A 13,816-nucleotide genomic window follows, 5' to 3' on the forward strand; every position below is an offset into this window, starting at 1 on the left:
GTCTGTTGAAGAGCCGTCGCTGGAAGAGCCAGCCATGGCGTTCGATGAGCTTGAGCTGCCGGAATACAGTGAAGAAGACGCATTAGCGGATGCAGAGCTTGAACCTGCACAAGAGCTTGCAGAGCCACAAGCAGAAGATGAAACGTTCGAGTTGGATGACCTAGACTTGCCAGAGTTTGGTGAGGAAGAGGCATTAGCGGACTCAGAACTTGCATCAGAGAAGCTTTATCAATCACCACAAGTGGATGATGAAAACATCGAACTGGACGACTTTGAATTGCCAGAATTTGGCGAGGAAGAAGCGTTAGCTGAGATGAGTGAATCGGACGGTCTGGCAAGCGAAGAACAACTTCAACAGCCTGCTGAAGAGCAAGAGATTGATTCCCTTGAGCGACCAGAATTCGGTGAAGAAGAAGCCATTGCTGATGTTGAACTCGAATCGGAAAGTGTTCATCAAGCTCCGCAAGTAGATGATGAAAACATTGATCTGGATGATTTCGATTTACCTCAGTTTGGTGAGGAAGAAGCGCTTGCTGCACTGAATGTATCGGAAGCGCCAGTGACTGAACCGCCATTTGAAGAGCCTGTTGGCGAGCAAGCGATTGAGTTTGATGCACTTGATTTGCCTGAGTATGGTGAAGAAGAGGCGTTAGCGGATCTGGATTCATCGGCTGAAGATCTCTCAGAGCAGCATGATGACTTTGCACTTGAACCCGTTGAACTGCCAGATCTCGAAGAAATACCAGCAGAAAGCGCTGCGCGTGTTGATGCACAGGATATGGCACATCAGCAGTTTGATGAAAAAGCCTTTGATGAGCTGCTGGCGGAAGATGATCAGCCACACGGTGGATTCTCATTTGACAAGCCGATTGATGCGGTGACTTCTGACAGTGCAGGCATGGATATCGACGCGATGCTTGAAATTGGTGAAGACTGGAATGGTTTTAGTCTTTCTCCAGAGCAGCAGGCTACGATTTCGGACGAAATCCCTGATGATGAAAAAGATATCTGGTCTGTCGACAATACCCTTGAGCAGGCACTGGACGAGGATTGGGAAGATCAACCAGACCTTGACGAGTTTAATCCTCAGGAGCATACATTCCGCACCATCGACGAATTGATGGCGGAAGTCGAGTCAGAAGAGCAGCAAGAGATCGATGACGAACTCAAACTTGATGTTGGTCTACATGATTTTCCTGATGTTATTGGTGATATCGGCGATCACACTGATGTCGATGCGAACTCCGAGGCCGCGGGTAAACTAGATTTAGCCAAAATCTACATCGAAATGAGTGATTCACAGGGCGCAATTAAATTGCTTGAAGAAGCAATAGTTGACGGCAGTGATGAAATTCGACGTGAAGCGAAGAGTTTGATTGATGCGATAAACAATCGCTAATTGGTGAAATGACTAAGGGGGCAGTTTAGCCCCCTTATTTTTTGGTATATACTTCCCGCCCCATTCTTAGGTCAATCAATCCTGTGAGAACATCCCGATGAGAATTGCTTTAGGCATCGAATACAATGGTACTCAATACTATGGCTGGCAGCGCCAAAGAGAAGTGAATAGTGTTCAAGAGAAGTTAGAACACGCATTAAGTATCGTTGCTAACCATCCAATTGAAGTCCAGTGTGCAGGACGGACCGATGCAGGTGTTCATGGGACAGGTCAAGTTGTCCATTTTGATACAACCGCAACACGTAAAATGGTGGCTTGGACAATGGGAGCCAACGCTAACTTACCCGATGATATCGCAGTACGTTGGGCTAAAGAGGTACCGGACGAGTTTCATGCCCGTTTTTCCGCTACAGCACGCCGCTACCGCTATATCATTTTCAACAGCGCACTGCGTCCGGGTATATTGTCTTCGGGTGTGAGCCACTATCACGGTGAGCTTGATGAAAAGAAGATGCATCAAGCCGCACAGTATCTGTTAGGCGAAAACGACTTTACCTCCTTTAGAGCGACACATTGCCAATCTCGCAGCCCATGGCGAAACATGATGCACATTAATGTGTCGCGTCATGGTCAGTATGTTGTTATTGACATCAAAGCGAACGCATTTGTTCATCATATGGTGCGCAATATCACTGGAAGTTTGATTTGTGTTGGTCGAGGAGAGCAGGAGCCGCAGTGGATCGAGTGGTTGCTTGCAGCCAAGGATCGCAAGTTGGCGGGAGCGACGGCGAAAGCGGAAGGTCTGTACCTCGTTGACGTTGATTACCCTGATGGGTTTGAATTACCAAGAGTGCCGATTGGGCCACTATTTTTGCCTGATAATCTGAACTAATTCGTGATAAATTGTCGAATGAATCAGGTCTTTAGTGTGTGAGAAATTGAGTCAGGAAATAGGTACAACCAGTTTTTTGTCTACACTTGGCATTTAATATGCTTTAATCCTCACGCGTAAATTCAGAATTTGTATCCTTCGCATTGAGCGCAGGAGTAGAGAGAAAAGGTCTTCCATGAGTTGGCTTGAAAAGATTTTAGAAAAAAGCAACATTGTTAGTTCACGTAAAGCGTCTATTCCTGAAGGGGTTTGGACCAAATGTACTTCATGTGAGCAGGTGCTTTACCACGCTGAACTAGAGCGTAACCTAGAAGTATGTCCGAAATGTGATCATCACATGCGTATGAGAGCACGTCGTCGCCTTGAAACATTCCTAGACGAAAATAATCGTGTAGAGATTGCTGACGAACTTGAGCCGCAAGATAAACTGAAGTTCAAAGACTCGAAAAAGTATAAAGACCGCATTTCAGCAGCTCAGAAGAGCAGCGGTGAGAAAGACGCGCTGGTTGTAATGAAAGGCGAACTATTAGGTCAGCCTATCGTAGCTTGTGCATTTGACTTCTCATTCATGGGCGGTTCAATGGGTTCAGTGGTTGGTGCTCGTTTTGTTCGTGCAGCTGAAGCGGCAATGGAGAACAACTGTGGTTTAGTTTGTTTTTCTGCCAGTGGCGGCGCGCGCATGCAAGAGGCATTAATGTCTCTAATGCAAATGGCGAAAACCAGTGCTGCGCTAGAGCGTCTGTCAGCGAAAGGTCTTCCATTTGTATCGGTAATGACTGACCCAACTATGGGTGGTGTTTCGGCAAGTTTAGCGATGCTTGGTGATATCAATATTGGTGAGCCAAAAGCATTGATCGGTTTTGCTGGCCGTCGAGTTATCGAGCAAACGGTACGTGAAGACCTACCAGAAGGTTTCCAGCGTAGTGAGTTCCTGCTTGATCATGGTGCAATTGATATGATCGTTGATCGCCGCGAAATGCGTCAGCGTATCGGTGGCTTAATGGCGAAGATGAACAATAAACCATCACCATTGGTGGTTTCTGTTAACGATTCACCAAATGAAGCTGCTTATTCTGTACCAGAAGCGGACGAAAAAGGGTAAAGTAACTCACTAACAAGCAACCACAATTTATTGGTTAAAGTTAGATGAGTCTAAGCCAAATTCCTCAAGCCACATCTCCACTATCGATGTGGCTTGATTATTTATCAAACATTCATACCTCTGCGATCGACCTCGGTCTGGACCGTGTCCAAACTGTTGCCAAAGCAGCAAATCTTACCAAACCTGTACCGACCGTGATTACGGTTGCCGGAACTAACGGCAAGGGATCAACCTGCGCATTGATGGAAGCGATTCTATTAGATGCGGGTTATTCTGTTGGCGTGTATAGCTCTCCACATCTTATTCGTTACAACGAACGCGTTCGTATCAATGGTCAGGATCTATCCGATGAAAAACATGCTCAAGCATTTGATTTCATCGAGAAGCAGCGTGGTGAAGTGAGCTTAAGCCTATTTGAGTATGGGACGCTTGCAGCTTTGCGTCTGTTCCAAACTGAGAAAGTCGATATTGTGTTACTTGAAGTTGGGCTAGGCGGGCGTTTAGACGCCACCAACGTGGTTGATCATGATGTATCGATTATCACCAGCTTGGCCATTGACCATGTAGATTGGCTGGGTGACGACATCAATGTTATCGGTTACGAAAAAGCAGGCATCTATCGCAGCGGAAAGCCCGCTATCTGTGGGCAACCAAAAGCACCTGCAACCGTTGCAGCGCATGCAGATGATATCGGCGCTGAGCTGTATCAGGTTGGGATTCAGTACGACTACCAGGTGACGGATCTAAACACATGGCGCTGGGTACATGGCTCTTATCAGTTAGATGATCTACCAGTACCGGGTTTACCACTACAAAACGCCGCTACAGCACTAATGGCACTTGCAACAGCAAACCTTGAGCTGAGTGATGTAAACATCGTCAATGGTCTGCAAAACGCTCAATTGCCTGGTCGAATGCAAATTCTAAGTGATGAGCCAACCATACTGCTTGATGTAGCGCATAATCCGCATTCGGCACAATATCTCGTTTCTCGTGTTGCAGAGCAATATCAGAATAAGACGATTCACACTGTGGTAGCGATGCTGCATGATAAGGATATTAAAGCGACTCTAGAAGCGTTGATGCCGGTTGCCTCTTATTGGTACCCTGCGTCACTGACGGGGCCTCGTGCTGCTTCGGCGCAGGAGCTATGCCAGTACCTACCAAAGGGGATTGCCTATTTTGATGCGCCAGTTGCAGCATTTGAATCTGCACTGACAAAAGCAAAGGCGCAAGATGTCATCCTAGTTGTGGGCTCTTTCCATACGGTTGGAGAAGTCCTCGAGCATTGGCAGAACAAAGGAGAATAAATGGCAAGCAAGTTTCAAAATCGTCTAGTCGGTACCATCATCTTAGTAGCTGTTGGTGTCATCGTTTTGCCGGATGTACTAGACGGCAAGAAAACCCATTACAAGGAAGAGATAGCGAGTATTCCTCTCAAGCCCGAGTTGGATAGTGAGCTTGAAAGCTTCGAAGTCCTTGATCCTGTTGATGATTCGCAAAGCCTTCCTCAAACCCCTGTCGAGGTCGTCGAAACGGGCTCTGATGGTGTCGCTGAAGATAAGCCGTTACCCGTTGCCGTGAAAGAAATACCTGAGCGCAATGAGTATCAAGATACTGCATGGATTGTTCAGCTTATGGCGCTCAAAAATGCCGACAATGCGAACAACTTGGTTAAGGACCTACAGAAGCGAGGCTACCAAGCGCATACTAAGCCGGAAAATGGTTTTACACGAATTATTATCGGCCCAGATGTGTCTAAGAGTAAATTGGAGCGTCAGATCCTAGAACTGGAAAAAATTACCGGTTCAAAAGGTCAATTGCTCAAATTTAAACCGCTAAACCCATAAGAAAACGTTTGCGTCAGCGTTTTTTCTGTTAAAATGCGCGCGAACTTAAGATGTAAGTACAGAATGAATCCGTTAGATATTGTCATTTTAGGTGTGGTCGGCCTGTCGGCTTTGATCAGTTTAGTGCGTGGTTTCGCTAAAGAAGCACTCTCATTGGTTATTTGGTTTGGCGCTTTTTTTATCGCCAGTCAGTATTACGCCAAGTTGGCGGTGTACTTCACCAATATTCAAGATGAGATGATTCGAAATGGAGCCGCAATTGCAGCCTTGTTTATTGCTACGCTTGTGGTTGGTGCAATCGTTAACTATGTGATTGCCCAGCTAGTACAGAAAACAGGGTTGTCGGGTACAGACAGAGTGTTAGGTGTCGTTTTTGGCGGTCTACGTGGCGTTCTGATTGTGTCAGCAGCACTATTTTTTATGGATGCGTTTACATCGTTTCCAGACTCTGAGTGGTGGAAAGGATCTCAATTGGTGCCGGAATTTAGCCGCGTCATTGCCCCTTTCTTTGAACACTTGCAAGCAACGTCTAGTTTCTTATCTGGCGCGGTATAACGCGCCAGCCATTGTCGAAAATCGAGGGTTAAGACATGTGTGGTATTGTTGGAATCGTGGGCACTACGCCTGTAAACCAGTCTATCTATGATGCATTGACGGTATTGCAGCACCGTGGCCAAGATGCCGCGGGTATTTGTACCATAGAAAGCAATCGTTTTCGTCTGCGTAAGGCGAACGGTTTAGTTAAGGATGTGTTTGAAGCCAAACATATGCAAAGACTGCAAGGTAGCGTGGGTATTGGCCATGTTCGTTATCCAACGGCGGGTAGTTCGAGCGCGTCAGAAGCACAGCCTTTCTACGTGAACTCGCCATTTGGTATCACTCTGGCACACAATGGTAACTTGACCAATGCAGCAGAAATACGTGAGAAATTGTTTGAGAAAGATCGTCGTCATGTGAACACGACTTCCGACTCAGAAGTGTTGCTCAACGTGCTTGCACACGAGATTGATACCGTAAAAGGAAATGTTGCAGCGGAAGACGTGTTCCGTGCAGTGACCAATGTGCACCGAGCTATTCGTGGTGCGTACGCGGTAACAGCAATGATTATCGGTCATGGTATGGTGGCATTTCGTGATCCAAACGGCATTCGCCCTCTATGCCTTGGAAAACGTGAAATCGGTGGTAGTACAGAATACATGGTTGCCTCTGAGTCAGTGGCGTTGGATGCGGTTGGGTTTGACTTCATCCGCGATATCGCACCGGGTGAAGCAATCTATGTTACTTTCGATGGTCAACTTCATACTAAGCAATGTGCTGACAACCCAGTCCTTAACCCATGTATTTTTGAATTTGTTTACTTTGCTCGACCAGATTCGTTTATCGATAAAATCTCGGTATATAGCGCGCGCGTTGAAATGGGTAAGAAATTGGGTGAGCGTATCCGCGATGAATACAGCCATCTGGATATTGATGTGGTTATCCCTATCCCAGAAACTTCTTGTGATATCGCGCTGCAAATCGCACAAGCGATCGACATTCCTTACCGCCAAGGCTTTGTGAAGAACCGTTACGTCGGCCGTACCTTTATCATGCCTGGTCAACAGCAGCGTAAGAAATCTGTGCGTCGTAAGCTCAACGCAATCCGCTCAGAATTTAAAGATAAGAATGTATTGCTGGTTGATGACTCTATCGTACGTGGTACCACATCAGAGCAGATTATCGAGATGGCGCGTGATTCCGGTGCGAAGAAAGTCTTTATGGTTTCAGCGGCACCAGAAATCCGTTTCCCGAATGTTTACGGCATCGATATGCCGAGTGCAAGCGAACTCATCGCGCATGGTCGTGACAACGATTCAATCTGTAAACAGATTGGTGCTGATGAACTGATTTTCCAAACACTGGAGGATCTTGTCGCAGCAGTTGGTATGGGTAACAGCGACATCGCTAAGTTTGAAACGTCAGTATTCAATGGTGAATACGTGACGGGTGATATCGATCAGAACTACCTTGATTTCCTTGAATCACTGCGTGGTGATGATGCAAAGACTCAGCGTGAGATTCAGCTAGATTTAGCGAACCTAGAACTGCATAACGAAGGCGCTTAAGAGGGCGCTACGCCCTATGGGAGAGCTTGAATGTTGCGTAAGCAACTCAAGTTTTCTCGTTCTTTACTCCAAATAAATAAGGGTTGGCGCCAAGCGCCAACCCTTATTTATTGAATTCTTCAAGCGTTTAACTTCTCACACGCATTAGTTGGCTTAACATAAACATCGCGGTAGCGCTGATCACGACAGAAGGGCCTGCTGGAGTGTCGTAGTGCCATGATAGAGTTAGACCAAGTAAAACAGCAATAGAGCCAATCAGTGATGCGAACAAGGCCATCTGTTCTGGTGCTTTGGCAAATCGACGAGCCGTCGCCGCTGGGATGATCAACAGTGAAGTCATGATCAGGGCGCCAACAAACTTCATACCAATTGCGATCACTAAACCGACCATTAACATCAGAATCAAACGCATTAGATCGACGTTGTGTCCCTCGACAGCGGCAAGGTCCTCATTGACGGTGGTTGAGAGCAACGAGCGCCAGAAAAAGCCCAATACAGTAGCAACGACGATAACGCCGAGATAAATATATGCGAGGTCTTGCGCTGTTACCGCTAACAGATCACCAAAGAGATAGCTCATTAAATCAATTCGGACGTTATCCAAGAAACTTACAGCAACCAGACCAAGTGATAACGAACTGTGGGCGAGAATGCCCAGCAAAGTGTCAGTAGCGACTTGCTGCTGACGCTGAAGTGTTACCAACAGGATTGCCAAGGCAAGGCAGCAAACCGTTAAGGCTAAGTAGAGATTGACGTCCAGTAAAAAGCCCAAGGCAAGCCCCATCAACGAGGCGTGAGCGAGCGTGTCACCGAAATAAGCCATGCGACGCCAAACAACAAATGAACCTAGCGGGCCTGCGATCGCTGCGATCCCTAAGCCTGCAAGTATGGAAGGTAGCAAAAACTCAATCATGATGATGGCCGTGTGTATGATGGGAACATTGAGCGCCTTCACCGGCTACGGGTTGACCTGCTAAGTCATGATGATGGTGGTCATGCTGATGGTGATAGAACGCAAGAGATTGTTGCTGGGTATGTCCAAACAGCGCAATATAGCTTGGGTGCTGAGCGATGTCTGCGGGTGCGCCAGAACAGCAAATATGATGATGTAAACAGATAACATCATCGGTTTTTGCCATGACTAGGTGCAGGTCATGGGAGACCATAAACACGGCACAGTTAAAGCGGTGGCGAATAGTATCGATCAAATCATACAAATCGATCTGACCCTGAACATCAACACCTTGGGCTGGTTCGTCGAGAACCAACAAATCAGGTCTTTGTAGCAATGCTCGCGCAAGCAAGACGCGTTGATTCTCTCCGCCAGACAACGAATGCATATTACTCTTCGCCAAATGCTCAGTGCCGACTAATTTAAGGGCATCATTGAGCTCTTGTCGGCTGTACTTGCCAGCCAAACGCAGAAAACGTTCTACGGTAAGTGGTAGGGTGTCATTGAGTTTAAGTTTTTGTGGTACGTAGCCAATTTTGATTCCCTTGGCTTTGGATAAAGTACCGCTATATCGGCGCTGTAGTCCGAGTAAGACTTTTACCAGTGTCGACTTTCCCGCGCCATTAGGTCCGATAAGTGTAGTAATTTCGCCTCTGTTGAGGCGTAGACTTACCTTGTCGAGGACGGTTCGGTCTTCGAATTGAACGCAGATATCAGTAAGTTCGACCAATGTCGGCATGAATGGAACTCATTTGCAATTGTTTATTGTTATAATGTAACATTTGTCATTCCTTTAAACCAGTCTGTAATCTCGCTAGCTATGAAACGTTTTCTAATCGCCTGTACACTTTGGTTTGCAAGCCACTCTGTGGCTAACGCAACACAAGTGTTAACTAGTATTAAACCCATTCAACTGATTGCCATTGAAATCATGCAAAATACCTCATCTCCAGAGGTTATCTTGGCGTCTAATACTTCACCACACGACTATGCTCTGCGTCCGTCAGACGTGAAGCGCATTCGCAATGCTGATGTGATTATTTGGTTCGGAAAAGATCTAGAACCCTTTCTGAGTAAGGTGGTAGAAGGGCAGAGCAATGTCCTCACACTGAGCAAAATTGAAGGTCTAGAACTGAGAGAATATCAAGGTGATCATCATGATCATGATGGTCACGACCACGGCAGTCATGACCCCCATTTTTGGCTGGGTTATAAACCCACGATGCAAGTTGCAAAGGCTATTGCGGATATGTTAGCAGGGATGGATGCTGCTAACGCTCAAGTCTACGCTGATAATCTAAAAGTATTTGAAGACAAACTGGCTGCTCAGCAGCAAGCGATCGAAAAGCAACTTACTCCTATCAAACAGGATGGGTATTTTGTTTTCCACGATGCCTATGGTTACTTTGAACAAGATTTTGCTCTCAATCAGTTGGGGTTTTTTACGGTCAGCCCTGATCGCAAACCGGGTGCCAAAACGTTGATCTCAATTCGTAAAGCATTAGCCAGTGAGCAGGCGAAATGTGTATTTTCTGAACCTCAGTTCACACCCGCAGTGGTAGAGTCTGTGACCAGAGGCAGCAATGCAAAAGTAGGTGTCCTTGATCCCATTGGCAGCGATGTTCAAGCCGTTTCTGGTGGCTACTTTATCTTAAAACAGAACTTGGCGGATAGCTTCAGCCACTGCTTGCAGCGTTAACTTTATCGAAAGCCAAAGAGAGCGATTCTCTTTGGCTTGATTGGCATCTGTGAACTGATTGGAAAAGTCACGAGTTTTTTGCCATACGCGCTTGTTAATCTTGATAAATTTCCGATAATTATTGGCACAAAATAAATCAAAGTTCATGCCTTGTGCTGAACGTCCAATGTTAGCCTATTGATTCTTGCTGCTAGGGATAAGCCAATTGAATAAACTCTCGTCGATACTGTTGCTACTACTGCTGTTTTCGGGAGTTTCGCTAGCATCCAATTTCTCTCCCACGGTTTTCTATCCGTTGCCTATGCAGACTCAGGGAAAAGTGTTTGCGGCGAAACAGCTATTCACAGCTCAAGGCGGAGGGATATGGCTGCAAGATGTGCGCAATCAAATCTTATTTTTTGATGGTCAGGCGATTACCCCTGAGATGGGCTCAGCACTTGACGAGGATACCGAGCAGGTCGCTTTCGTTGACAATGCCTTCTGGACATTTTTTCAGAATGAAATCTATCGCACCGTACCCAATCGAGAAAAAGAGCTGGTATTCAGCTTAACCCCAGGAACCGAAATACTTCGAATTGGTGCCACAAAACGCTACATCTGGTTAGCTGATGAGAGCCACTTTTACACCTACCATGTTGATAGCGGTGAGTTTCAAACCTTTTCGTTGATGCAGTTGTACCAATACAACCAGTCAGCGAAGATCACGATTAATGATGCGGCGTTTATTAAGTCTCGTTGGGTGATTGCGACCAATGCGGGGGTTTACTTGTCGAATGGAGACGTTTACGAACACATATCAAGCTCTGCTAGCTATTACGTAGAGAAGCTGCACTATTCAGAAGTACGCGATGAGCTGGTGATCGGCTCGCTAGACGGCATTTTGATTTTTGATCCTGATCAGCCCCAGCAGCCGATCCAGCGGATTGCAGGGAATCACGTATTAAGTATCGCAGAGACGGCGCAAGAGTACTGGATAGGTACCAAAAATGGGCTGTTTGTCTATGACTTTGTAACAGGTGAAATTCGTCGTTTTGAGCAGGGAGTGTGGGCAGGAAATGGGTTAGCGGGGGAAAAAATTTATTCTCTTCTTAATGACAATGCTGGTGGTATTTGGATTGCGACTGATAGGGGAGTCCGTTATTTCTCCCAATTTTCGGACAATTTTGAGCGTTACCCACACCAATATCTATCGTTCAGTGACAGCAAAGAAAAGGTAACCAAGCTCCTGCGCAGTAAGAGTCGTGATGGTTACTGGATGTTAACCAATAAGAACGTCTATCGTGTTGAGCTTTCTAGCGCAGGGACACGCGACCTACTATATCAAGGCGTTGTCTATGATCTCGAAGAGAGAAATGGCGTCTTATGGCTTGCGACGGATAAAGGCATTGTTTGTATCGATGCAGGAAGTGGAGAGGTCATTGTTGACAACTTACCTCCGTTCCTAAAACAAACGAGTGTTCGCTTCATCGAAATGGGTCGAGACAATACCGTTTGGGGAGCAAGCAGCAACCAGTTGTGGAGCTATAACACCGCTAGTGAGCAATTGATCCAGTTTGGTTCTGAGTGGATGATCGAAAAGTTTCTGCCTGCTCAGCTCACACACATTTATGAGACATCTCAAGGTTATCTGAGCCTAGGTACTGAGCATGGCATCTACCTTCTAAAAGATGGTCAGGTTCGTTTTGTTGGGGAAAGTATTCCCTATGGCGAGGTCATTGATGTTGAGCAAGTCGAGGATAATCAATTATGGGTCGCAGGTCGATATGGCCTGTATCGCTTGAACTTATATAAAGAGCAAGTTCAGCCAATTACAATGGTTGATGGTCATGTAACTCCCAAGTGTTTGTTAAAAACCGAGCAAGGTATTTGGCTCACTTCATCGGGCGGGCTATCAAAATACGCGAACAATGGCAGCTTAATACAGCATTACGGTGAGCCGTTTGGCTTGATCAGCAATGAGTTCCTTCCTGGATTTTGTAGCTACAGCACGGATAGTGAGCGTGTACTTCTGCTTGGCTCACGAACCAGTTTGGTCAAAGTGGACACCAACCAGCTTATCGCCAGCAAGCTGCCGGAAATTCAGGTGGTATTTAGTCAAATCAAGCGCAATCAAAAACTCTATTCGTTGGCGAATACGGAAAGTGATCCGCTCCAGTTGAGTTACAGTGAGTCGGTGTTTTTTCAATTTGGTGTGATGCCGAGAGCCAATGATGTAACGCTTGAATATCGTCTCAATGATGATTCAGATTGGCAGATGCTCGATGGCAGTACCTTAACCATGGAACATATGATGCCCGGAAGCTATCAGTTGGAGGTAAGGGCATTGCATAACGGCACATTACAAAGTCGCAGTGCCCGCTACCAGTTTACGGTGGAACCACCATGGTTTTTGAGCGTGTATGCCATCGTAGGCTATATAGTGCTCGGCATTTTATTGTTGGCATCAACTGCGTATTGGCGTTCAAGAGTGATGTCAAAAGCAAACCGAGCACTAAAAGCTCAGGTCGCACTCAAAACCAATCAAATGCGCCATCAAAGTCGTATCTTGCTCAGTAACAACCAACAGCTACGTAAGCAGTTGCAGGTAAGAAAACTGATTTTTACTCAATCCGTGAGTACGTTAAAAGATAGACTCGAAGCACAGGCAAAAAATGACAACAGCGATCCTCGATTGCTTGCTTTCTTGAATAGAGAATTAGAACTGCTGGTCAATGTGCGCTCGACTAATGGACAAGCGCTTCCAGTTTATAACCTGACACTTATCGTTGAATCGGTGCTGCGCGGCTGGCAAGACGAGTTGCTAAAGGCGGGAGTTACCGTTCAGATTGAGGCGGATACAGATCTGTACGTTAGCGTCGATACGTTTAATCTTGATGAAATCTTTAACTTGTTGTTCGATGGTATTGTTCAGCGTTGCTACCGAAACCAAACAGTGATGATTCAGTTAATGTTGAGGAAAGGTCAGGTGGCATTTTCTATGCTAGACCAAGGCAAAGCGATAGAGGGCAGTAATACCACTTCAACAATGATGCAGAATATTCACTCTCTGGTCGAAAAGAGTGGCGGTAAGTTGGTTATCCACTCTTCTGAGGAGCGTAATCTGCTTGAAATGACGTGGAACGCCAGTGAAGCCTTCGCAGAAAACTCAATCGTTACTGACGATGATATCGAATTTCAGGATAACGATCCTTGGTTTGAAAAGGTCATTCTCCTCGTGAGTACCCACTATGCTGATCCTGATTTCAGCACTTCATCCGCAGCTAAAATGCTGTTCTTATCCGAACGTAGCCTACAGAGACGCTTTAAATCCACTTTAGAAAAAACGTTTACAGAATATCTGACCGAAGTTCGATTGGACAATGCATGCCGTCGCTTACTTGCTGGTGAAAAGGTATCTGATGTCGCTTTTGAATGTGGTTTTAATGACCCTTCTTACTTTAGCCAAAGATTTAAACATCGATTTGGCATGTCTCCAACTCAGTTTATTGAAGAGCAAGAACGCTTTTAAACCATCAGATTAACATTGGTGAAAGTACGAGTAGCTGGTAGTGGTGGAATGCGGGCTAGAAGAAGCCGAAGAAAAAAAATATCGTGGCATAGCCGGGGGACTATACCACGGGTGTCAATGACACCTTCGCTTGCTGCCGGAGTGACGCTTTATGCGTCACCTCTGGAATTCAATGTTGTCTTTGGGATGGCCCCTCGACATGAGTAACTATATCCACTCCGACTTATTTTACTTATAAAATTAACGCCATCTTCCATGATAAAAACGACAGCTTTGTTAAATTATTGTTTATCAATGTTTTATATGCCG

General features: G+C 46.0%; 11 protein-coding genes. 9 read left to right on the forward strand and 2 right to left on the reverse strand.

Annotated elements, in window-relative coordinates:
• The 7 genes from QTN94_RS09840 to purF form a co-directional block, all read left to right on the forward strand.
• A partial coding sequence (locus tag QTN94_RS09840) for a FimV/HubP family polar landmark protein (protein WP_331427544.1) occupies positions 1–1,399 on the forward strand: 1,399 nt, incomplete at its 5' end.
• A gap of 97 nt (positions 1,400–1,496) precedes the next feature.
• Positions 1,497–2,291 (forward strand): tRNA pseudouridine(38-40) synthase TruA, encoded by a 795-nt coding sequence (gene truA, locus QTN94_RS09845; RefSeq protein ID WP_331427545.1) that lies wholly within the window; start codon positions 1,497–1,499, stop codon positions 2,289–2,291.
• 175 nt (positions 2,292–2,466) lie between these two features.
• The gene (gene accD / locus QTN94_RS09850; protein WP_138973769.1) at positions 2,467–3,393 is read left to right on the forward strand and encodes an acetyl-CoA carboxylase, carboxyltransferase subunit beta; all 927 of its coding nucleotides are present in this window, start codon (positions 2,467–2,469) and stop codon (positions 3,391–3,393) included.
• Between the two features lie 44 nt (positions 3,394–3,437).
• Complete coding sequence (gene folC / locus QTN94_RS09855) at positions 3,438–4,703, forward strand: bifunctional tetrahydrofolate synthase/dihydrofolate synthase (protein ID WP_331427546.1); 1,266 nt, start codon at positions 3,438–3,440, stop codon at positions 4,701–4,703.
• Positions 4,704–5,243 (forward strand): SPOR domain-containing protein, encoded by a 540-nt coding sequence (locus QTN94_RS09860; RefSeq protein WP_331427547.1) that lies wholly within the window; start codon positions 4,704–4,706, stop codon positions 5,241–5,243.
• Between the two features lie 63 nt (positions 5,244–5,306).
• On the forward strand, positions 5,307–5,798 hold the full coding sequence (locus QTN94_RS09865) for a CvpA family protein (RefSeq protein ID WP_138973772.1): 492 nt from the start codon (positions 5,307–5,309) through the stop codon (positions 5,796–5,798).
• Positions 5,799–5,833: 35 nt separating this feature from the next.
• Positions 5,834–7,348 (forward strand): amidophosphoribosyltransferase, encoded by a 1,515-nt coding sequence (gene purF, locus QTN94_RS09870; protein ID WP_331416403.1) that lies wholly within the window; start codon positions 5,834–5,836, stop codon positions 7,346–7,348.
• 127 nt (positions 7,349–7,475) lie between these two features.
• Here the strand turns inward: purF and znuB are convergent, their stop codons facing one another.
• Together znuB and znuC are read right to left on the reverse strand one after the other, a co-directional pair.
• Positions 7,476–8,261 carry a zinc ABC transporter permease subunit ZnuB gene (gene znuB, locus QTN94_RS09875; RefSeq protein WP_138973774.1) on the reverse strand — a complete coding sequence of 262 codons (786 nt, stop codon included), beginning with the start codon at positions 8,259–8,261 and terminating at the stop codon, positions 7,476–7,478.
• On the reverse strand, positions 8,254–9,039 hold the full coding sequence (znuC, locus tag QTN94_RS09880) for a zinc ABC transporter ATP-binding protein ZnuC (RefSeq protein ID WP_331427548.1): 786 nt from the start codon (positions 9,037–9,039) through the stop codon (positions 8,254–8,256). Before znuC ends, znuB begins: the two co-directional genes overlap by 8 nt.
• 81 nt (positions 9,040–9,120) lie before the next feature.
• Between znuC and znuA the strand changes: the two genes are divergently transcribed.
• A complete protein-coding gene (gene znuA, locus QTN94_RS09885; RefSeq protein ID WP_331427549.1) occupies positions 9,121–9,999 on the forward strand; it encodes a zinc ABC transporter substrate-binding protein ZnuA in 879 nt (292 codons plus the stop codon).
• Between the two features lie 205 nt (positions 10,000–10,204).
• On the forward strand, positions 10,205–13,507 hold the full coding sequence (locus QTN94_RS09890) for a helix-turn-helix domain-containing protein (RefSeq protein WP_331427550.1): 3,303 nt from the start codon (positions 10,205–10,207) through the stop codon (positions 13,505–13,507).
• Positions 13,508–13,816 lie beyond the last annotated feature (309 nt).

It is taken from the genome of Vibrio sp. M250220, assembly GCF_036533795.1.
Taxonomy (GTDB): Bacteria; Pseudomonadota; Gammaproteobacteria; order Enterobacterales; family Vibrionaceae; genus Vibrio.

Coding starts and splice junctions, on each gene's coding strand:
- truA (WP_331427545.1), top strand. CDS start 1,497: ATGAGAATTGCTTTAGGCATCGAATACAATGGTACTCAATACTATGGC.
- accD (WP_138973769.1), top strand. CDS start 2,467: ATGAGTTGGCTTGAAAAGATTTTAGAAAAAAGCAACATTGTTAGTTCA.
- folC (WP_331427546.1), top strand. CDS start 3,438: ATGAGTCTAAGCCAAATTCCTCAAGCCACATCTCCACTATCGATGTGG.
- QTN94_RS09860 (WP_331427547.1), top strand. CDS start 4,704: ATGGCAAGCAAGTTTCAAAATCGTCTAGTCGGTACCATCATCTTAGTA.
- QTN94_RS09865 (WP_138973772.1), top strand. CDS start 5,307: ATGAATCCGTTAGATATTGTCATTTTAGGTGTGGTCGGCCTGTCGGCT.
- purF (WP_331416403.1), top strand. CDS start 5,834: ATGTGTGGTATTGTTGGAATCGTGGGCACTACGCCTGTAAACCAGTCT.
- znuB (WP_138973774.1), bottom strand. CDS start 8,261: ATGATTGAGTTTTTGCTACCTTCCATACTTGCAGGCTTAGGGATCGCA.
- znuC (WP_331427548.1), bottom strand. CDS start 9,039: ATGCCGACATTGGTCGAACTTACTGATATCTGCGTTCAATTCGAAGAC.
- znuA (WP_331427549.1), top strand. CDS start 9,121: ATGAAACGTTTTCTAATCGCCTGTACACTTTGGTTTGCAAGCCACTCT.